This is a genomic window from Paraburkholderia domus (assembly GCF_905220705.1).
In the GTDB taxonomy this organism is placed as follows: Bacteria; Pseudomonadota; Gammaproteobacteria; order Burkholderiales; family Burkholderiaceae; genus Paraburkholderia; species Paraburkholderia domus.
The window spans coordinates 1-20,338 of sequence record NZ_CAJNAT010000049.1; the positions used below are offsets into that span (position 1 = coordinate 1).

Annotated in this window: 20 protein-coding genes; 10 read left to right on the forward strand and 10 right to left on the reverse strand. The window is 60.9% G+C overall.

Going from position 1 to position 20,338, the window contains the following annotated elements:
• The first annotated feature begins 127 nt into the window (after nucleotides 1–127).
• Nucleotides 128–496 (forward strand): hypothetical protein, encoded by a 369-nt coding sequence (locus KHO31_RS37215; protein ID WP_201083337.1) that lies wholly within the window; start codon nucleotides 128–130, stop codon nucleotides 494–496.
• A 64-nt stretch (nucleotides 497–560) separates the two neighbouring features.
• On the opposite strand, the gene KHO31_RS37220 is transcribed toward KHO31_RS37215, so the two are convergent.
• Nucleotides 561–1,187, reverse strand: coding sequence for a LysE family translocator (locus tag KHO31_RS37220; protein ID WP_201083339.1), 627 nt, complete (start codon nucleotides 1,185–1,187; stop codon nucleotides 561–563).
• A 163-nt stretch (nucleotides 1,188–1,350) separates the two neighbouring features.
• Here KHO31_RS37220 and KHO31_RS37225 point away from each other — a divergent pair, with 163 nt between their 5' ends.
• The 4 genes from KHO31_RS37225 (at nucleotide 1,351) to KHO31_RS37240 (ending at nucleotide 4,848) form a co-directional block, all read left to right on the forward strand.
• Entirely contained in the window at nucleotides 1,351–1,935 is a 585-nt protein-coding gene (locus KHO31_RS37225) for an IMPACT family protein (RefSeq protein ID WP_201083341.1), read from the forward strand.
• 363 nt (nucleotides 1,936–2,298) lie between these two features.
• The gene (locus KHO31_RS37230; protein WP_201083343.1) at nucleotides 2,299–2,838 is read left to right on the forward strand and encodes a hypothetical protein; all 540 of its coding nucleotides are present in this window, start codon (nucleotides 2,299–2,301) and stop codon (nucleotides 2,836–2,838) included.
• 145 nt (nucleotides 2,839–2,983) lie between these two features.
• Nucleotides 2,984–3,604, forward strand: a complete 621-nt coding sequence (locus KHO31_RS37235; RefSeq protein ID WP_201083345.1) for a LysE family translocator — start codon at nucleotides 2,984–2,986, stop codon at nucleotides 3,602–3,604.
• Nucleotides 3,605–3,870: 266 nt separating this feature from the next.
• A complete protein-coding gene (locus KHO31_RS37240) occupies nucleotides 3,871–4,848 on the forward strand; it encodes a 2-dehydropantoate 2-reductase (protein WP_201083347.1) in 978 nt (325 codons plus the stop codon).
• 89 nt (nucleotides 4,849–4,937) lie between these two features.
• Here KHO31_RS37240 and KHO31_RS37245 read toward each other — a convergent pair whose 3' ends face one another.
• Genes KHO31_RS37245 through oxlT form a run of 3 tightly spaced genes read right to left on the reverse strand, consistent with a single transcriptional unit; the run spans nucleotide 4,938 to nucleotide 8,694 of the window.
• Nucleotides 4,938–6,389: an aldehyde dehydrogenase family protein gene (locus KHO31_RS37245; protein WP_201086639.1), complete on the reverse strand. Its 1,452-nt coding sequence runs from the start codon at nucleotides 6,387–6,389 to the stop codon at nucleotides 4,938–4,940.
• Nucleotides 6,379–7,323 carry a LysR family transcriptional regulator gene (locus tag KHO31_RS37250; RefSeq protein ID WP_201083349.1) on the reverse strand — a complete coding sequence of 315 codons (945 nt, stop codon included), beginning with the start codon at nucleotides 7,321–7,323 and terminating at the stop codon, nucleotides 6,379–6,381. The genes KHO31_RS37245 and KHO31_RS37250 overlap by 11 nt, the downstream gene beginning before the upstream one ends.
• Before the next feature lie 30 nt (nucleotides 7,324–7,353).
• Entirely contained in the window at nucleotides 7,354–8,694 is a 1,341-nt protein-coding gene (oxlT, locus tag KHO31_RS37255) for an oxalate/formate MFS antiporter (protein WP_201083351.1), read from the reverse strand.
• Between the two features lie 379 nt (nucleotides 8,695–9,073).
• On the opposite strand from oxlT, the gene KHO31_RS37260 reads away from it, so the two are divergent.
• Both KHO31_RS37260 and KHO31_RS37265 read left to right on the forward strand, forming a co-directional pair.
• Nucleotides 9,074–10,021, forward strand: coding sequence for a LysR family transcriptional regulator (locus KHO31_RS37260; protein ID WP_201083352.1), 948 nt, complete (start codon nucleotides 9,074–9,076; stop codon nucleotides 10,019–10,021).
• A 96-nt stretch (nucleotides 10,022–10,117) separates the two neighbouring features.
• Nucleotides 10,118–10,423, forward strand: coding sequence for a hypothetical protein (locus tag KHO31_RS37265; protein ID WP_201083354.1), 306 nt, complete (start codon nucleotides 10,118–10,120; stop codon nucleotides 10,421–10,423).
• A gap of 59 nt (nucleotides 10,424–10,482) precedes the next feature.
• Here the strand turns inward: KHO31_RS37265 and KHO31_RS37270 are convergent, their stop codons facing one another.
• The 6 genes from KHO31_RS37270 to KHO31_RS37295 all read right to left on the reverse strand — a co-directional run bounded on the left by KHO31_RS37270 (nucleotide 10,483) and on the right by KHO31_RS37295 (nucleotide 16,595).
• The gene (locus KHO31_RS37270) at nucleotides 10,483–11,127 is read right to left on the reverse strand and encodes an NAD(P)(+) transhydrogenase (Re/Si-specific) subunit beta (RefSeq protein ID WP_211625821.1); all 645 of its coding nucleotides are present in this window, start codon (nucleotides 11,125–11,127) and stop codon (nucleotides 10,483–10,485) included.
• Nucleotides 11,124–11,909, reverse strand: a complete 786-nt coding sequence (locus tag KHO31_RS37275) for a fumarylacetoacetate hydrolase family protein (protein ID WP_211625823.1) — start codon at nucleotides 11,907–11,909, stop codon at nucleotides 11,124–11,126. Before KHO31_RS37275 ends, KHO31_RS37270 begins: the two co-directional genes overlap by 4 nt.
• Nucleotides 11,910–11,927: 18 nt before the next feature.
• On the reverse strand, nucleotides 11,928–13,175 hold the full coding sequence (gene frc, locus KHO31_RS37280) for a formyl-CoA transferase (RefSeq protein ID WP_211625825.1): 1,248 nt from the start codon (nucleotides 13,173–13,175) through the stop codon (nucleotides 11,928–11,930).
• A 28-nt stretch (nucleotides 13,176–13,203) separates the two neighbouring features.
• A complete protein-coding gene (locus tag KHO31_RS37285; RefSeq protein ID WP_201083364.1) occupies nucleotides 13,204–14,967 on the reverse strand; it encodes a thiamine pyrophosphate-binding protein in 1,764 nt (587 codons plus the stop codon).
• 706 nt (nucleotides 14,968–15,673) lie between these two features.
• The gene (locus tag KHO31_RS37290) at nucleotides 15,674–16,393 is read right to left on the reverse strand and encodes a GntR family transcriptional regulator (RefSeq protein ID WP_095422578.1); all 720 of its coding nucleotides are present in this window, start codon (nucleotides 16,391–16,393) and stop codon (nucleotides 15,674–15,676) included.
• On the reverse strand, nucleotides 16,371–16,595 hold the full coding sequence (locus KHO31_RS37295) for a hypothetical protein (RefSeq protein ID WP_201073434.1): 225 nt from the start codon (nucleotides 16,593–16,595) through the stop codon (nucleotides 16,371–16,373). The genes KHO31_RS37290 and KHO31_RS37295 overlap by 23 nt, the downstream gene beginning before the upstream one ends.
• Nucleotides 16,596–16,963: 368 nt before the next feature.
• On the opposite strand from KHO31_RS37295, the gene shiA reads away from it, so the two are divergent.
• The 3 genes from shiA (at nucleotide 16,964) to KHO31_RS37310 (ending at nucleotide 20,247) form a co-directional block, all read left to right on the forward strand.
• Complete coding sequence (shiA, locus tag KHO31_RS37300; RefSeq protein ID WP_211625827.1) at nucleotides 16,964–18,292, forward strand: shikimate transporter; 1,329 nt, start codon at nucleotides 16,964–16,966, stop codon at nucleotides 18,290–18,292.
• Between the two features lie 412 nt (nucleotides 18,293–18,704).
• On the forward strand, nucleotides 18,705–20,108 hold the full coding sequence (locus KHO31_RS37305) for an L-lactate MFS transporter (RefSeq protein ID WP_201073437.1): 1,404 nt from the start codon (nucleotides 18,705–18,707) through the stop codon (nucleotides 20,106–20,108).
• Nucleotides 20,109–20,118: 10 nt separating this feature from the next.
• Nucleotides 20,119–20,247, forward strand: a complete 129-nt coding sequence (locus KHO31_RS37310; RefSeq protein ID WP_201073438.1) for an MFS transporter small subunit — start codon at nucleotides 20,119–20,121, stop codon at nucleotides 20,245–20,247.
• The last annotated feature ends 91 nt before the right edge of the window (nucleotides 20,248–20,338 follow it).

Below are 20,338 nucleotides of genomic sequence, written 5' to 3' on the forward strand. Positions count from 1 at the left end.
GACCGGGTTGGCATGCGCCAGCCTTATTGAGGCTTGAGCCGTATGCGGGGAAACTCGCACGTACGGTTCTTAGGGGAGGACGCGACGGCAACGTCGCGTCCTTACCCGACTGTTTTTCGTCTGAACAATGCGCCTTCCTCCCTTCGACCCTCCCACGCTCGCCGAACTGCGCGCGTGGTGGCGCACGCGCGACGAGCGGGCCGTCCAGCGGCTCATCCTCGAGATCCAACGCCAGCGGCTCACGTTACTTGAACTGCGCAACCTGATCGACAGCGGCGTCCAGCAGGCGCGCGCAACCGACCGCACGCTGGTCGAACGCGGCGAACCGTTAATGACGCTACGCATACGGATCGCGCAGGAAGTGCTGCGCGTCGGTGACATCGACGATACGCGGCAGATGAGCCGCGCCGAACAGGAAAGGCTCGCCGTGCACACCCAGGGCCAGATGGAATACGCACGCGAAGGCCGCCTGAGACGGCAGCGCCGGAATATCTAGCTCAAGTGCGGCAGCGTGTTTTCGCGCGCCGGAACGAAACGGCGTGCAGAGGCGCGCAGATTCGTCAGCGCGTTTGCGTAGCGACGCGCAGGCCGAGCGAAATGAACAACACACCGATGATCTTGTTTTGCCAGCGGCTAAGCCATGTCAGGCGCTTGACGAGCCTGCCCAGCGGACGAATGGTCAGCACGATCAACGTTGTGTAAAGCGCGCTCATACCGACGAAAATGAGTCCAAGCGTCGTGAACTGCAGGAACGAAGAACCATGTTCGGGGCGAACGAACTGCGGCAGAAACGCGAGGAAAAACAGCGCGGTCTTGGGGTTCAACACTTCAGCGGGGATCGCCTGAAAGAATGCCTTGGAAGCGGATACCGGCGCGACTGCCGGCAAATGCGCGCTCACCTGCTTTTCGCGCAAGGCGCGAATACCCAGATAGACGAGATAGGCGGCGCCGACGAACTTCACGGCATTGAAGGCGAGCGCTGACGTCATCAGCAGGGCCGACAGGCCGACCGCTGCGCCCAACGTGTGAACGAAATCGCCAACCGCGACGCCGAGACCGGTGAGTATGCCGGCTTTCCGCCCGCCATGTACCGTGCGAGTCAACACCAGCAGCACAGCCGGCCCGGGAATCAGAAAGAGCCCCAGTACAACGGCAACGAAGGTTCCTAGCGTGGAAAGATCAAGCATGTCGTCTCCTTGGTCGCGCGCCCGGTTCAGCGGACAATCGCGTGTTCAGTCGACGATTATAGACATTCGCCGATTCCCCATCGGCGATCCGTTACCATGGCGGGCACAGGGCCGCATGAGTCTCATATGAGGCCCGCATTATTCATCCACTGAAGTCTTTGCTTTGCCCACTTATACTTTGCCCGCATCGCTCTCTGCGGAACTCGAGATTCGCAAGAGCCGTTTCATCGCGCATGCGATACCGGTCGCTGACCGCGATGCCGCGATGGCCGAGCTGCGCCGTCTGCGCGACGAGCATCCTGGCGCGACGCATGTGTGCTGGGCGTTGCTGGCAGGCGGCCAGTCAGGCATGTCCGACGACGGCGAGCCGTCCGGCACAGCGGGCCGGCCCATTCTCGAAGTGCTGCGGCATCATGATCTGGACGGCGTACTGGCCGCTGTCGTACGGTACTACGGCGGCGTGAAACTGGGCGCCGGCGGGTTGGTGCGAGCGTATACCGACGCGATTGCTTCAGCGCTACTGGACGCGCCGCGAGTGGAGAGGATTGCTCAAGTCACGCTGACCGTCGAAGTGAGCTACGCCGATGAAGCGAAAGTGCGCAGATGGATCGAGGCTGAAGGTTACGGACTCGTAGACAGCGCCTACGGAATGCTGGTGAAGATGACAGTCCGGCTGCCCGTCAATGCAGTAGATGATGCCCGGCTAGCCTTGGTGGATATGACCCAAGGGAAGGCCGGGTTTTTTTGATCGTTCCGCCCCGCCCATTTTTGACGCACCCTGCGGTTATGCGCAGCAGTTATTGTCGTGACCACGCCTGCTCAACCCGGGTAGCGGCCATCCTCTAATGGCGCAGTGTCTATTGAAGAAACTGCTCGTTATGATGAGCGGGCTGTTTCAATCGTTCGAGAATTCCGAGCCCTGATCCAGTTAAGAAGATGCACGGAATCGGCTCGCTGTTACCATGCTGTTCTGTATCGCGATGACTCAACTTAAAAGGCCACTCCTCTGACCTCGACCGCCGCTTTTTCCAGCACAGCGCCCGAGTCGCCGCACCAGAGTCAGTCTCTGCGGCAATCGCTCGGCCCCAGGCGTCCGGCCCTGAGATCCGCTGTGCTCAAGGGTTGCGGCGTCGTCGCACTGCCGTTGATGCTGTCCGCCTGCTCCTGGTCGTGGTTCGGGCTGAACAGCCCACCTCGCGCGGCCGCGCATTCAACTGGCTGGCTCAGCGTCGCCCCCGCCAGCGATTTCGTCTATATCCCGGCTCGCAACGGCCTGGTTTCGCCGAACCGGATCGAAAACACGGCGATGACTGGCATCGTGCTAAAAAGCGATATCAACGAGGCCGTGCGCAACGGAATCGCCAGCAGCTTGCGGATCGCCGGCTTTCATCTCGGCGAAGGCGGGAAGGTTCTGAGCGGCAGCATCGAAACATTCACAGTAGACGATTCGCGGTCGCCGGCCTTCTGGACACTGAAAATGCGCTACATCGTGACCGATGCCGCGACCCAGAAGGTTGTGTTCTCAACCATCAAGACGGTCCGGCAGAAGTCGCCTAAATTCACCAGCAATACCATCGCCATCGAAGACACGGTCAGGCTGAGCGTCGATGCGTTGATCAGCGACCCAGGCTTTGTCAAATCGGTGAATTGAGCGGACGGCCGAATCGGCACGGTCCGCCGATTCGCTACAATCGGGAAATATCGGGAAAACGCAGAAGAAATCAAAGCGCCGCCGGCGCCGGTCGTCGTGCGCACCCGATTCGTTGCAAGCCTGCCCCTCCTTCGTGCGAGCCGTCATGTCCATCACCGCCTGGCTGTTCTTCCTGCCCGCCTGCTTCGCGATCAACCTCGCGCCCGGCCCGAACAATCTTCTATCGATCAACGTCGCCGCGCGTCACGGCTTCATGACGGCGTTCGTCGGCGGCACCGGCCGGCTTGTTGCCTTCGCGTTGATGCTGGTGTTGGCTGCGACCGGTCTCGCCGTCGTGCTGCACGCATCCGAGTGGTTCTTTCTCGCGATCAAACTGGCCGGCGCCGCGTATCTGATCTGGCTTGCCATCCAGTTGTGGCGCAGCGACGCTCCTGCCATCGACACGACCCAGCAGGACGACGCGTCGCTCTGGCGGATTGCGCGGCAGGAGTGTCTCGTGGCGGCGGGCAATCCCAAGGCGATTCTGGTTTTCACCGCATTTTTGCCGCAATTCGTCGATATCGCCAAACCGATGCTGCCGCAGTTCGCGGTGCTCGGCGCAAGCTTTCTGGTACTCGAATGGGTCGCGATCGCGCTCTATTCGTGGGCCGGCATGCACCTTGGCAAGTGGCTGGTTCGCGCCAGGGTTCGCCGGTGGTTCAATCGCTGCTGTGGCGCGTTTCTGGCGGTGATCGGCGTGAGCTTTCTGCTGGTTCGGCGGACATAACACGCCTGATCCGAAAAACACGATATTAAGCTTTCCGAACGATCTATCCGGTAACGCCTCGACTGCAAGGCACCCTCTCGAACCGTTGAAACCTGCATGATAGCGGGCCTATTAGCGCATATATAAACGATAGCTAATGCACGGCCACAGAAACTTTAACTGTCTGTAATCGTCCTGCCCCCCTATGCTCGAAGAGTGACCCGCCGCCGCGGCCACGCGATACGCGGCATCGGGCAGACGGCTTCTCATAGTCACAGGGGCGCATCATGAAGATCTGTATCTTCGGAGCAGGAGCGATTGGCGGTTTGATGGGCGTGCAACTGGCGCGCGCCGGCGCGGATGTCAGTTTTGTCGCACGAGGCGCGCATCTCGCGGCGATGCGCGAACATGGCGCGCGCCTGATTATGGACGGCGAAACGTTCAGCGCGCCGGTACGCTGCACGTCCGATCCGCGCGAACTCGGCGTGCAGGACTTCGTGATCATCACACTGAAAGCGCACTCGCTGCCCGGCGTGGTCGACGCGATGCAGCCGCTCCTCGGCAAGCACACGGCAGTCGTCACCGGCGTCAACGGCATTCCCTATTGGTACTTTTACAGACACGGCGGAAAATTCGCCGGCACGCGCCTCGCCAGCATCGACCCGGACGGCAGCCAATGGACGAAGCTCGGCCCCGAACGCGCGATCGGCTGCGTGCTGTATCCCGCCGCGGAGATTGTCGAACCGGGCGTCATCAAGCACGTGTACGGCAAAAAATTCCCAATTGGCGAGCCAAGCGGCGAGCGTACGCCGCGCATTCAACAGTTGCACGAGATCATGCAGGCGGCGGGTTTCGATGCCCCGATCCGCGACAATATCCGCGATGAAATCTGGCTCAAGCTGTGGGGCAACCTGTGCTTCAATCCGATCAGCGCGTTGACCCACGCCACGCTCGATGTCCTCACCAGCGACCCCGGCACGCGCGCGGTATCACGCACGATGATGCTGGAAGCCAAGCGCATTGCGGATCAGTTCGGCGTGCATTTTCGCGTCGATGTGGAAAAGCGCATTGACGGTGCGGGCGCGGTCGGTGCACATAAGACCTCGACGCTGGTCGATCTGGAGAACCGCCGTCCGATGGAGATCGATCCGCTATTGACGGTGGTGCAGGAAATGGGCCGTCTCGTTGGCGAGCCCACACCGACTATCGACGTCGTGCTCGCTCTCGTCAAACTGCGCGAACGGATGGCATTGCAGGGCGATTGATCTGAGCGCCAACTCGCGCCGCGGCCAATATTTCACACGCTTCAGGAAAGGATCGAACGCCATAGGTTCGATCCTTTTTTATCACACCGCTATTGATCGATCGCCAGCCACACCGCCTTCGGCTCGGTGAAATTTTCAATCGCCACGTCGCCGTGTTCGCGGCCAAAGCCGGAATCGCCGGACCCACCCCAAGGCAGACGCACATCGGTATAGCCGTATGTATTGATCCACACGGTTCCCGCTTTCAGGTCGCGCGCAACCCGATGCACCCGGCCAATATCAGCGCTCCACACACCGGCAGCGAGGCTATACAGCGTGCCGTTGGCGATACGGATCGCATCGGCTTCGTCGTTGAAACGAATGACGGTCGCCACCGGCCCAAAGATCTCCTCCTGCGATATGCGCATTTCATGCTCGACGTTGGCGAACACCGTCGGCTCGACGAAGAAGCCGCGCTCGCCCACGCGCGCGCCGCCGGTCACGAGCGATGCCCCTTCGGATCGCCCGGCCTCGACATAGCCGAGCACGGTCTTCATCTGCGCCGCGGAGATAAGCGGTCCCATCGACGTTTCGCGCGCCGCCGGATCGCCGACCTTGATCGACTTTGCACGCGCCGCGAGACGCTCGACAACTTCGTCGTAGACATCGCGATGGGCAAGAATACGCGAGCCTGCCGAACACACCTGGCCGGTGTTGAAGAAAATGCCCGACGCCGCGGCTCGCACCGCGTTGTCGAGATTCGCATCCGGGAAAATCAGGTTCGCCGACTTGCCGCCAAGCTCCAGCGTGACACGCTTGAAGTTACCGGCGGCGCCCTGCAGAATGCCGCGGCCCACGGAAGGCGAACCCGTGAAAGTCACTTTGTCGATGCCAGGATGCGCGACGAGTGCATCGCCGACCACGCGCCCCTTGCCGGTGACAATGTTCAGTACGCCAGGCGGCACACCCGCTTCGAGCGCGAGTTCGCCGATGCGCAATGCGGTCAGCGGCGTAATCTCCGCCGGCTTGACGATCAGCGTGCAACCGCACGCCAGCGCGGGCGCGATCTTCCACATCCCTATCATCAGCGGAAAATTCCATGGCACGATCGCGGCGACCACACCGACCGGCTCACGCAGCGTGTAGGTCAATGCGTCGGGACGCACCGGCACTACTTGCCCGTTGATCTTGTCGCACCAGCCTGCGTAGTATTCGAGCGTATCGATCGCGGCCGGAATGTCCTGACGCATCACCGCGGAGATCGGTTTGCCGGCATCGAGGCTTTCGAGCGCGGCGAGCTCCTCCAGATTCGCGCGCATCAGGCCGGCGAGACGCATCAGGATACGGGCCCGGTCGGCTGCCCGTATCGCGTTCCACACTTTCAATGCGGCACGCGCCGCGCGTACCGCGGTATCGACATCGGCGGCGCTGCCTTGCGCAACCAGTGCGATCGGCTCTTCGGTGGCCGGGTTGATGTCGACGGAATATTCGCCGGTGCCGGGCGGCAAACGCTTGCCGTCGATCAGCAGATCATGGCGCCTGAGGTCGGTGTCAGTTTCCATCATGAAGCTCCTTGCGTGGGATGTTGCATGGGCTGAGTGGCAGCGAATCGGCGAGAGCGGCGAACTGCGCCCATGCCGCCGCGGCGTTGGGTCTGAGGGAGCGGTTGCGGCGATGCACGAGCAGCGTCGTCAGATTCATCGCGGGAACCAGCGGCCGGCTCACCAGTGATGCGGCGGCCGTGGGCCAATGTTCATCGACGGGTAGAACGCCGATGCCGATACCCAGCTCCACCATGCGCGACACCGCCGCGACGTGTCCGAACTCCTGCACCGGCCGTCGCTTCAGGCCGTGCGCGCTGAAGGCGAGTTCGAACGCACCGCGCACGCCCGCGTCGGCATTCAGCGTGACGAGCGCAAATTCCTGCAACGCGCGCCACGCAACGCCGGCTTGCCGCGCCAGTGGATGCGCGGGTGGCATCACCACATGCAGCGGCGTCGTGAAAACCACTTGTGCATGCAACTGATCGGCAGGTAGGGGCTCCGCCACCGAGACCACGCCGAAGTCCACCTCCCCCTGCTCGACGCTCGCGAGCACGCTGCATTGCGGTTGATCCTTGACGGACACGATCAGCTCGGGAAACGCCGACGCGCAACGCGCCAGCCCCTGCGCCACCCAGCTCGACGACAACACGGGATTGCTCGCCAGCACAACCACGCCGGTGTGTCCGTCGTAGGCGGCACGCTCCTCGCGCAGCGTCAATTCGATTTCATCGAGCAGGCGGCCGATTCTGCGCTCCAGACTCGCACCCGCATGAGTCAGTTCTACCTGGCGTGTGGTGCGGTCGAACAGTTTCAATTCGACAGCGTCTTCCAGTTCACGCACACAACGGCTCACCGCCGACTGCGTCAGATCGAACTCGCGCGCCGCGCGCGTAAAGCTCCGTTCACGCGCGACGGCGACAAACACCTTGAGTTGCTGTAGCGAGACATTCATGACATCACTGCCGGGCGTGGGCAGCTCACCCTATTCCCCTGACTGCTCAGGCCAGCGGCCAAGCCGCGAGGTCTTGCTGGCGGCCATAGCCAGTGCGCCCTGCGGCTGGTTGTGCGCTTCGATCCAGCGCGAGCGCATCGGCGCGAGAATGAACTTCGCCGAAATGCCCGCCGCGATCGTGACCACGGCGGAGACAATGAAGACGAGACTCCAGCCTCCTGTGGCCGACAACACCGAAGCGATCGGCACGAGCAGTGAGGCCGTGCCCTTCGCGGTGTACAAGGTGCCCGCATTGGCCGCCGCATATTTGCTGCCGAAGGTGTCGGCGCAAATCGCCGGAAAAATCGAGAAGATTTCGCCCCAGAACAGGAAGATCAACGCGGCGAACGTCATGAACGCATACGGGTTGCTGCCGTACTGCATGAGGCCGAGCAATGCGAGGCCCTCGCCGATGAAGATCACGAACATCGTGTTCTCGCGACCGAGCTTGTCGGAGATGAAACCGCACAGAGGACGGGTAAAGCCGTTGCAGATATTGTCGATCGACAGCGTGGCGGTAAGCAGCGGCAGGGTCATGCCGAAGATCGTCATCGGAATGCGTGCGAGCCCCCAGTCTTTTGCGATCGGGCCGATTTGCGCGGTCGCCATCAGGCCGCCCGCCGCCACCGCGACGAACGATACGTAGATCACCCAGAACACAGGTGTCTTGATCATCTGACCCGGCGTGTAATCGACCTTGGTGACCGCGAACTTCTTACTCGGTGCGGCTTGCTGGCGCAAATTCGGTTTCTTCAGCAGCAACGCGAGCCCGAGTATGCATACACCCTGCAGGATGCCGAAGAAAAAGAAGGTGTGCTCGTAACCCGAGCGCGTGATCATGCTCGCGATCGGAATAACGGTGACCGCCGCGCCGGCGCCAAAACCCGCTGCAGTCAATCCAGCCGCAAGACCGCGGCGGTCCGGAAACCATTTCAAGGCGTTGCCGACGCACGTCCCATACACACCGCCCGCACCGATCCCGGCAATGACTGCAGACACGTACAGCATCGGCAAGGTCGTCGCATACGAATTGATGACCCACGCGAGGCCAGCGCATACCGCACCGCCCGCAACGACCGGGCGCGGTCCGAACTTGTCGACCAGCCAGCCCTCCACCGGCACGAGCCACGTCTCAGTGAGGATAAAGATAGCGAAGGCGAGTTGAATGGATGCTTCACCCCAGTGATGCCGCGCATCCATCGGCGTGACGAACAACGTCCACGCATATTGCAGATTGGCCACCAACGCCATGCACATCATGCCGATGACGAGCTGCCACCAACGGTTCGCCCAGAATACGCGTGCCGTGGCCTGCTGAGTGATATCGTCCATGCGCCTTGTCTCCGCTATTTATTCAGTGCAGCCGGCCGTCGCGCCGCACCGTATGCGTCTCACTTTATGGTTTTGACCCGAACAGCCTTACCATTCGGGAATATTTGATATTTGCTTTGAGCCTTTAATCCGTACCCTTTAAAAAAACGCCCGACTTGAATTACCGCTTTTCGGGCCAGTTCTTTATTCCGATCAATTAAGCATCGGCACTGCATAAGTTTTTCGCCAAATCGCCCGTCGCACCTAGAATCCAAGCGTTAACCCGAGTGCCGCGCCGACAATTCCGCTTCTTATACAGACTCCATGCTAGGGTCATTGCTGAATTACTAATAATTAAAGTTTGTTACTATATTGATTCACGTTTGCTTATACATTGGCCATGACGATGCGCAATGCGACTCTGCGGCAATTGAAGGTCTTTGAAACGGTCGCGCGCCACCTGAGCTTCTCGCGCGCCGCGGAAGAATTGCATCTGACGCAGCCCGCCGTCTCCACCCAGGTCCGGCAACTCGAAGAACACGCGGGGTTGCCGCTCTTCGAACAGCTCGGCAAAAAAATCTATCTGACGCCGGCCGGCACCGAGATGCTTCACTACAGCCGCGCGATCATTCAGCAGTTCCACGAAGTCGATGAGGCGATGGGCCAACTCAAGGGCGTCTCGGGCGGCAAGCTGAACGTCGCGGTGATCAGCGCCGGCGACTACTTCTTTCCGCGCGTCCTGGCTGAATTCACACGGCGCTACTCGGGCGTCGTGCTCAATCTCGCCGTACACAATCGCGAGGAACTGTTGCATCAACTCGCGACCAACCAGACCGATCTCGCGGTGATGGTGCGCCCGCCGCACGAAACCGACGCGACCAACGAGCCGTTCGCGCCGCATCCTTACGTCATCGTGGCGGCGCCCAATCATCCGCTCGCGCACAAACGCAACATCAAGATGAGTCAGTTGGCCAGCGAGGCCTTCATCGTGCGCGAGCGCGGCTCGGATACATGGAATTCGATGGAAGAAGGCTTCGCCGGCCGTCTTTCCAATCTGAAGATCGCGATGGAGATCAAGAGTACCGAGACGATCAAGCAAGCCGTGATCGCCGGCATGGGCATCGCATTCCTGTCCGCGCATACGATTAGTCTCGAGTTGCAACTCGGTCACCTGGTCGTGCTCGACGTCGAGACCTTTCCAGTCATGCTCAACTGGTACGTCGTGCATCGGAAGAACAAGCGTCTGCCGCCGGTTGCCGTCGCCTTCAAACGCTTCCTGATGGAGGAAGGCGCGAATCTGATCGAAAAGATCACGCGCGTGAAGGAATTGAGCGTCTATAAGAAGTAGGTTATGGTGAACCAATAAAACTTTAACTATTGAAAATTGATCAGCATCCCTATGCTGCAGGTGAGTTCCCTTGCTTGTCAGCCCAGGAGGCCGATCATGAACCACGCTTCGGTTGAATCTGATACCGGCACGCGCACTGCACGCGCAACCACGGATAGTCCCGACGACGCCCATCTCAGCGCGTACAACGCCGCCTTCAGCGACCTTGGTCTGCGGTTTCGCTGGGACCAGGCCACCCTCGACGTGCTCAAGGAATTCAATAGCGAAGCGGCGCGCATCACTGCCTACATCGAGCGATTTCACGCCCATCTTCACCGGGCGTACGACGCCGAATTTCTTGCCCAGATGATCCTGAGCACGAAGGCCAGGTACTACAGCGAATTCACGGCAAGCAGCGACTAAAGGCTTCGACGAGGCGATCCCGTCATTCGGCCTGCCCGCCGCTCGACGCATCGGTGTATTCATCTTTGACGGCACATCACACGGTGGATGGAACGTTGGCGGACAGACCCGCGCCTTTGTGCACCGATGCTCCCACTGCCAGGCCGGCCGCGGCGGTGCCGGCATGCAGCCGCACGCACCGTGCCTGGTACTATCTCACGCAGCACCCATGCTTGCTCTTCATTTCCGCGCCATTCGATACGCGCCAACAACCCGTGCCGCTCGAGCGCAAATCCCTGGCAATGTCCGGCGAACGCATGAGTATGTGAGCCGCGATCGCTCGAGTACTCGCGGTTGATCATCAGATGCGTGCCTAGTGCTACGGCAAGCGCGCTCATCGCAAGCAGCGCAGCGAGTCCGAACGGTTGCGCATGTTCCGTGACAAAGCCGTAGCCCAGCCATCCACATAGCAGCAGCGCGGACAGATTCACAATGCCATGCCCCGGACGCGCCGCCGTGCTCAGATCCAACGTGCCGCACAGTTTGCAGAACGCGATTGCGGACGTGGCGAAAACCAGCGCGCCGATGAACACCGCGGCATAGAGTTCGACGCGCTCGACATCCGCTTGCGCCTGCGCCGACAGATAGCACGCAAAGCCGCCCGTCATGAAGGCGAGCCCCACGGCGCTGCCGAACAATGCAACGAGCCGCGGCCGCCGCGTCATATCGCTACCTCGCACGCAACGGTCAGTGTGTTGCTTAGCGTGCCGATCCCGTCGATTGTGATTGTTACTGTCGCGCCGTCCTTGATCGATCCAACGCCGATCGACGTGCCGCACGCGATCACATCCCCCGGCTCGAGCGTGATGTCCTGTGAAATCAGACGCACCTGCTCGGCAGGCGAAAACACCATATCAGCGAGCGGATAATTCTGCCGCTCCACGCCGTCGAGTGTCGTCACGAGACGCCCTGTGCGCCAGTCGAATCCGGAGACGATCGCGGGCCCCATGCAGCAGAACGTGTCGAAACCCTTCGCGCGGCACCACTGCGGGAAGTGCGGATTCTCGTTCAGCAGATCGGCGGCGGTCACGTCGTTGACAAGCGTGTAGCCGAAGATCGATTCGGCGGCCTCTTCAGCACTCGCATCGCGACAGCGCCGCCCGATCACAATGCCAAGCTCGCCTTCGTAGACGATCTTCCCCACGTAACTGAGCGGCCGGCGGATCGGTTCACCCGAACCGATCACCGATCCCGCCGGCTTCAGCAAAAATAGCGGATGCGCGGGCACCGGCTTGTCGAGCTTCGCCGCGAGCGCGTGAAAGTTATTCCACAGCGCGACGATTTTGCCGGGCGCACACGGCGCGAGCGGCGTGAGTGCGCGTGTCGACAACACAGCGCCGGTCGGCACCGGTTGATCGAGACTCTCGTATTCGTGCAGATAACCGCCTTCCACCCGGCCGAATACGACTTCACCGTCGCTCGACATGAAACGCATCCACGTATCCATACGTTGCTCCTTGAGCGTTCAAATCGCGCCGGCCGTCCGCAATGCGCTGATCTGCTCGGGCGAGTAGCCGAGTTCAGTCATCACTTCGTCGGTATGTTCACCCAGCAGCGGTGAGCGTTTGACTTCGGTTGGGCTGTCTGACAGTTTGATAGGATTGCCAACCGTCAAATACTTGCCGCGGGTTGGATGATCCACTTCGACAATCGTGCCGGTTTTGCGCAACGACGGCTCTTCGGCGATTTCCTTCATCGACAGAATCGGCCCGCATGGGATGTTGTATTTGTTGAGAATCTGCATGGCCTCGAACTTGGTCTTGGTCATGGTCCAACGCTCGATCTCGGCAAAGATGTCCTTCAGATGCGGCAAGCGCGCGGCAGGTGTCGCGTAGTTCGGATCGGTGGCCCATTCTTCCTTGCCGATTACGTTGCAGATCTTCGCCCACACCGGCGCCTGCGTGATGAAGTAGATATACGCATTCGGATCCGTCTCCCAGCCCTTGCACTTCAGAATCCAGCCCGGCTGACCGCCACCCGAAGCGTTGCCCGCACGCGGCACTGCCTCACCGAACGTCCCGTTCGGATACTGCGGATACTCCTTCATCGTGCCGGTGCGTTCGAGCCGCTGCTGGTCGCGCAGCTTCACGCGGCACAGGTTGAGCACACCGTCCTGCATGGCCGCGAGCACCTTCTGACCGCGCCCGGTTTGCGTACGCTGATACAGCGCCGTGACGATGCCTAGCGCCAGATGCAAACCCGTGCCGCTGTCGCCGATTTGCGCGCCGGACACCACGGGTGGGCCATCGTCGAAACCGGTGGTCGAGGCCGCACCGCCCGCGCATTGCGCGACGTTCTCATACACCTTGCAGTCCTCGTAAGGACCCGGGCCGAAACCCTTCACCGAAGCCACGATCATCCGCGGATTCAATTCCTGAATCCGCTCCCAGGTGAAGCCCATCCGGTCCAGCGCGCCTGGCGCGAAATTCTCCACCAGCACGTCGCATTTCTGGATCAGCGCTTCGAGAACCTGTTTGCCTTCCGGATTCTTGGTATCGATCGTGACCGAGCGCTTGTTGTGATTGAGCATCGTGAAGTACAAGCTGTCCACGTCGGGAATATCGCGTAGTTGCTCACGCGTGATATCGCCCGCACCGGCTCGCTCCACCTTGATCACATCCGCGCCGAACCACGCGAGCAACTGCGTGCAGGTCGGGCCCGATTGTACATGCGTGAAATCGAGAATGCGCACGCCGTCGAGTGCTTTGCTCATGTCATTGTCTCCAGAGGATTCGCGCGTTTTACTTGTACATGGTTTGATTCTTCGTGCCCGGCGCGTATTCGCGTGGGTCGACCCAGATATTCACGATCGCCGAGCGGCCCGTGCGATGAATCGCATCGCGGGCGCGCTGCAAGGCGCCGGCTATCTGCGCCGGGTCGCGCACCTCTTCGCCATAGCCGCCGAGCATCTCCGCGAATTTGCTGAATGGCACGTCGCTCAGCAGATTGCCGACGTTGCCGCGCTCTTCGCCGTACTTCGCGAGCTGGCCGTAGCGGATCTGGTTCATCGCCGAGTTGTTGCCGATCACCGCGAGATACGGCGCGCCGAAACGGTTGGCGGTTTCCATGTCGAATGCGGTCATACCGAACGAGCCGTCGCCGTAGTAGCACAGCACCTCTTTCTGCGGATGCGCGAGCTTGGCGGCAAGTGCAAAACCGGTGCCCACACCGAGCGATCCGAGCGCGCCTGGGTCCATCCATTGACCAGGACGGCGAGGACGCACCGCTTGCGCGGAAATCGTGACGACGTCGCCGCCGTCGCCGATGTACACGGTGTCGTCGGAGAGGAATTCGTTGAGTTCGTAAGCGACGCGATAAGGATGGATCGGCGTGCTGTTCGACTTGAAAAGCGGCATCAGCTTGTCGGTCGCGGTGACTTCGGCGTCCTGCAACTGCGCCATCCATTTGCGTCGCGCCTGGCGCTTATCGCCTTTGAGGCGGCCGCTCGCCGCCTGCAACACGGCAGCCAGAATCGCGCCCGGATCGCCGACCAGACCGAGATCGATATCGCGGTTCTTGCCGACCGTGCGGTAATCCATGTCGATCTGCACCAGCGTCAACTCTTTGCTGATGCGCTTGCCGTAACCCATGCGGAAATCGAACGGCGTGCCGACGACGATCAGCACGTCGGCATTCGCAAAAGCCTGCGAGCGCGTGCGGTCGAAGTGATGCGGATCGCCCGGCGGCAACAGTCCACGGCTTGCACCGTTGAAGTAGCCAGGGATGTCGAGGCCGCGCAGCAGCGCAATCGCTTCCTCATGCCCGCGCGCGGTCCATACCTGCTGGCCGTACAGTATTGCGGGCCGCTCGGAATTGACGAGGACGTCGGCGAGTTTCTCGATATCGCGCGGATCGCCGATCGATCGGGTCGACGCGCGATAGCGGCCTGGCTGCGGCACCACCGCGCGCGTCAACTCCACTTCGCGGTCTAGCACGTCGCGCGGAATTTCCAGGTAAGCCGGACCGGGCGCGCCGTTGAAGCATTCGCGCGCCGCCATCGAGATCATGTCGGCTACCCGCTCCGTGCTCGGCACACTGGCGGCAAACTTGGTGATCGGCGCCATGATGTCGACGTGCGGCAGGTCTTGCAGCGAGCCCATCTTGTGCTGCGTCAGGGCGCCTTGCCCGCCGATATGCAGGACCGGACTTTCCGAGCGGAACGCCGTCGCGATCCCCGTCACCGCGTTCATGCAGCCGGGGCCTGCCGTCGTCACCACGCAGCCGAGCTTGCCTGTCTGCCGCGCGTAACCGTCCGCTGCGTGCGCGGCGACCTGCTCGTGGCGCACGTCGATGATGCGAATCCCTTCGTCGACACAACCGTCGTAGATATCGATGATGTGACCGCCGCACAGCGTGAAGATCGTGTCGACCCCTTCATTTTTCAGCGCCTTGGCAACCAGATGGCCGCCCGAGACGACACCGGCATTGCGGGTCTTCTGCTTGAGCGTGTCTTCGGCCGTCGTGCTGCCTGTGGCGGAATTCGGGGATGAAACAACTGCAGACATGGTCGTCTCCTGTGTCGACCAGTGTTAGCGCTTCAGCGCTTACTCTGGTCCCATGCAGTTTTATCGCGGTCGACCAGTGTTAGCGCTTCAGCGCTTACTCTGGTCCCATGCAGTTTTATCGCGGTCGACCAGTGTTAGCGCTTCAGCGCTTACTCTGGTCCCATGCAAAGCGCTCAATCGGTCGTTGCAACGGTTATCGACGAACGCGCGTGCTTCGATAACACCCGCTCGCTTGGATCGCTGGTTGATCTCGATACATACCGTATGTGATATATCACATTCAATCAAGATCAATTTCGAGATGCGGCTGTTCCGGGCTTCAGTGTTGAATGCTTGCCTGGTCTACGCTGCAGCGAAATGACACTGCATACCCCCGTTCGCTTCGAGGGAAAACACCAGGTTATCGTTCATCTCGAGCACTGTTGATATATCACATACCATATTTTATAAACCGTCAAGCTAAGCTTATCCCGCACTGCACAGTGACAATCAGCAAGCGAAGAGACTGCGAACGCTCACGACCATGAGCCGAAGACGCCGGTTGAATACGGCATTGAGGAGACAATTTCTGCTGGCGAAGCGTCGACCTATTTGCTTGCCGGCCTCGCCTGACGCGTGCGGATCGGAAAAGCAAAAAAGGCCTGCGGTGATGTCATCACCGCAGGCCTTTCTCATCCGTAGCGCCGATCAGGCGCTTAAGGAGCCGTCAATCCAGAAAATCGCAATTCGCTTCGACGAACGCCGCGAGGTCGAGTGAATGCTGCCGCGTAAGGCGCTCAGCCAGTTCGGTATCGCGCTGCTCCAACGCCTCGATAATGCGCAGATGGTCGACGATCGAACGCGACGCGCGGTCGCTCTGCGAAATGGTCATGCGGCGAATCGCCCGCACGTGGATGAAGATGTTCTTGATCGTGTCGAGAATGATCTGCGACTTCGACAACTCGACGATTGCCTGATGAAACGCGATGTTGGCGTCGGAATACTCGGCGATGTGCTCGGCCGGCGTGGCGTCGCGGAAATTGTCGAACATGTGCCGCAGGCGCGCGATTTCCTCGTCTGTGGCGTGCAAAGTGGCCAGACGCGCCGCCATGCTTTCGAGCGCGGCCCACATCTGGATCATTTCGACGATCTCACGCTTGCTCTTGCGCACGATGTAGATGCCGCGCCGCGGCACCATGCGCAGAAAGCCTTCCTGCTCGAGCAGCGTCATCGCCTCGCGCACCGGTGTGCGGCTCACGCCCAGCGACTCGCTCAGCACGCGCTCGTCGAGGCGGATTTCTTCGCGACTCTGGTAGATATCCGCGTCGGCAATGGCCTGGCGGAGCATGGCATACGCCTGATCGCGCAAGCTCGCGCTCGCACCGATCGGCTGCAATGACAGCGTCAAGGGTGTGGCCACTGCTTCAGTTTGAAGTTCTGACGACATTCATCGCCTCTTGTTGAACATGCGCACGATACGGCGCCGCTGCAGCCATGCCGCCGTCTTGTTCGCCCAGACCGACGAACCGGCCATGTTGCGCTGCAAGCTGCGCAACCGGCTGCGGGATCCAGCGGGTCAGCAGGACGGTGGCGGCAGAGCCTAACCCAACGACAGCAACGGCCAGCAACGTGAGAGGAACAAACTCCATTTGCAACTCCGAATGATTGAGTGAACAGATCGCTCAATCATATGCTGCAACGCCGCAAAAATCAATATTCCGTATGTAGTATACCAGTAGATGTTGTTTTTAAGATCGCATGATCAAGGTAGCACGGGCGGCCCGCGGGTGGTTCGTCTACCTGTCCAAACAGGCGAAGCTCGGTGTAAACGCGCAAAACGCGCGCTATGCGCGCAGTCGCGTCCGATGATCGCGCAATTCCACCCTAATGCGGATTGTGTCAACGGCTTCGCATCATTAACCTTCGGGGAATCCTGTGACAGGCCCGCAGCGGCCACTGCCCTGCATTCGCCGTGCGCGTCCAGACAGCACCCCGAGAGTTTGAAGGAGACACCGTCATGAGCACCACCATCCCCAAAGCGCCGAAAACGGCCATCGCCGCTAACCGCACGGCGCGCAGCCGCGCACGCAAGGCAGCGCTCGGCAGCTTCGTCGGCGCCGTGGTCGACTGGTACGACTTTCTGTTGTACGGCATCGTGGCCGCACTCGTCTTCAACGCCGAGTTCTTCCCGAAGGTCAGCCCGGCGATGGGCACGCTCGCCGCATTCGCGACCTTCGGCGTCGGCTTTCTGTTCCGGCCGCTCGGCGGCTTCGTGTTCGGCCACTACGGCGACCGGCTTGGGCGCAAGCGCATGCTGGTCCTCACAGTGATGATGATGGGCCTCTCCACCGCCGCGATCGGCCTGTTGCCGGCCTTCTCCAGCATAGGCTGGTGGGCGCCGGTGCTGCTCGTCACGTTGCGCGCGATCCAGGGCTTCGCGGTCGGCGGCGAATGGGGCGGCGCAGCGTTGATGGCGGTCGAAAGCGCGCCGGAGAAGAAGAAGGCGTTCTACAGCAGCGGCGTGCAGGTCGGTTATGGCGTGGGGCTCGTGCTCTCGACCGGCCTCGTCGCGATCATCAGCCGCTCGATGGACAACGCGTCGTTCCTGAACTGGGGTTGGCGCCTGCCCTTCCTGTTCAGCGTGGTGCTGGTGCTGATCGCGCTGTGGATCCGCTCGAGCATGGAAGAATCGAAGGAGTTCGTCGAGAAGGTCGGCGAGCATGGAGAGCGCAGCGTGCGGCTGCCGATCGTCGAGGCATTGCTGAAGCACCCCAAGGCATTCCTGCTGATCATCGCGCTGCGGCTTGCCGAGTTGTTCACGATGTATATCGTGACGGCGTTCGCATTGAACTACTCGACGGCGAATCTGCATATGCCGCGCGAGTTCTTCCTCACAATCGGGCTTCTGGTCGGTGCGGTGAGCTGCGTGACGATTCCTTGCTTCGCGTGGCTTGCGGACCGTTTCGGACGCCGGCGCATATATATCGTCGGTGCGCTGGTGGGTATGTTCAGTGCCGTGCCGTTCTTTCTCGCGCTCGAAGCCCGCTCGACGGTGTGGATCGTGATCTTCGCCGTCATGCTCGCCAACGTCGCCCATGACATGGTCGTGAGCGTGCAGCAACCGATGTTCACCGAGCTGTTCGGCACCGAATATCGCTATAGCGGCGCCGGTGTCGGTTATCAGGTGGCGAGCGTGGTCGGCGGCGGCTTCACGCCGTTTATCGCGGTGGCGCTGGTCAGCTTTGCCGGCGGCTCCTGGCATCCGGTGGCGGCCTATCTGGCGATCGGCTGCCTGATCTCGGTGCTCGTGGCGGCGAAGATGAAGACCGGGCGCACAGTCGCCTGATCCTCGCCGGTACTGTTGCGGCGGGCCGGCCTGGCAGAGGTGCCAGCGCGCCGGCCCGCATGTTTTTTTGAGGGGTGGATTTGTCCTCACCCCTACTTTCTTGCCGATTCCGGCGTCTAACTCCCTCTACGTTCGGTAGCCGATTCCGGGTTTGCATGCCGCGTTGCCGCAATTCGACAAATTACGGTCGCATTTCATCAGGCTAATGCCTTATGCATTTTCATCTCATATTGCAAAGGCCGATTTCGCGTCCTATCGTTCGTCGCAGTAGGCCCCATACCGAATTAGCGCACGTCATATGAAATACAAATACATATATTGACGGCGCGTGGACCTGCAATTTTTTCACCGCGGCACTAAAGCATTCTGTAAGACGCGCCGATAACAAAGAATTCGTCACCGGAGACCGACCATGAGTAGCATCACCGAGCCGAGCGGGAATTCAGGCTCCGCCCCATTCTTTTCCAAACAGGCCACCGTTGCGAAACCGGGTTTTTCACGCTGGATGGTGCCGCCCGCCGCTCTCGCCGTTCACCTCTGTATCGGCCAGGCGTACGCCTTCTCCGTATTCAACGGTCCGCTGACCAAGGTCATCGGCATTACGCAATCCGCCGCTGACGACTGGTCGCTGACGTCGCTCGGCTGGATCTTTTCGCTGGCGATCGTGTTCCTGGGTTTGTCGGCGGCGTTTGCCGGCAAGTGGCTCGAACATGTGGGTCCGCGCCGCACGATGTTTACCGCCGCGTGCTGCTTCGGCGGCGGCTTCCTTGTCTCCGCACTCGGCGTGCATCTGCATCAGATCGCACTGCTCTATCTCGGCTACGGCGTGATCGGCGGGATCGGACTCGGCCTCGGGTACGTGTCGCCGGTGTCGACCTTGATTCGCTGGTTCCCGGACCGTCGCGGCATGGCAACCGGCATGGCGATCATGGGCTTCGGCGGCGGCGCGATGATTGCCGCGCCTTTGTCAGTGGCGCTGATGAACCATTTCCGCAGCGCGACCAGCATCGGCGTGGCCGAGACCTTCGTCGTGCTCGGCATCGCGTACTTCATCTCGATGTCGATCGGTGCACTCGCGATTCGCGTGCCGCCGGCAGACTGGAAGCCGGCCGGCTGGACGCCGCCCGCGACCAATCAGAAGAAAATGATTTCGCGTAGCCACGTGGACATCGATCAGGCGTTGAAGACGCCGCAGTTCTACCTGATCTGGCTGGTGCTGTTCCTGAACGTGACGGCCGGCATCGGCATTCTTGGCCAGGCGTCGGTAATGATTCAGGAGAGCTTCAAGGACACCGTGACGGCTGCGGCGGCGGCCGGTTTCGTCGGCCTGCTGTCGCTGTTCAACATGGGTGGCCGTTTCGTGTGGGCTTCGGCTTCGGACTGGATCGGCCGCAAGAACACCTACTTCATCTTCTTCGCGCTCGGCGCCGTGCTGTACTACCTCGTGCCGGGCTTCGCGGCTTCCGGTCAGATCGCCCTGTTCGTGCTCGCGTACTGCGTCATCCTGTCGATGTACGGCGGCGGTTTCTCGACGGTACCCGCGTATCTCGCGGACATGTTCGGCACTGCGTTCGTCGGGGGCATTCACGGCCGCCTGCTGACAGCCTGGGCCGCAGCAGGTGTCGCGGGTCCCGTGCTGGTGAATTACATCCGTGCCTATGAAGTGGCGCACGGCGTGGCAAAGGCGGATGCCTACACGATGACGATCCACATCATGGTTGTGCTGCTGGTGATTGGCTTTGTCTGCAACCTGCTGGTCAAGCGTGTCGACGACAAGCACCACATGACTGACGCACAACTCGCCAAAGGCGCCTAAGGAGACTCCCATGTCGACCATTCAAGCCGTTCATCCGACCAACAAGGTCAAGCTCGCCGTCTTCTGGCTGTATGTGATGCTGCCGCTGGCATGGGGCGTGGTCAATACGCTCTCGCAAGCGATGAAGCTGTTCAAGTAAGCATTGAACGGCACCCCGCACGATGCAATATGTGCGGGGTGCCTGCAGCAGCTTGTCCATCTGCCAATCTATCCGCGCCGGTTACGCGCGT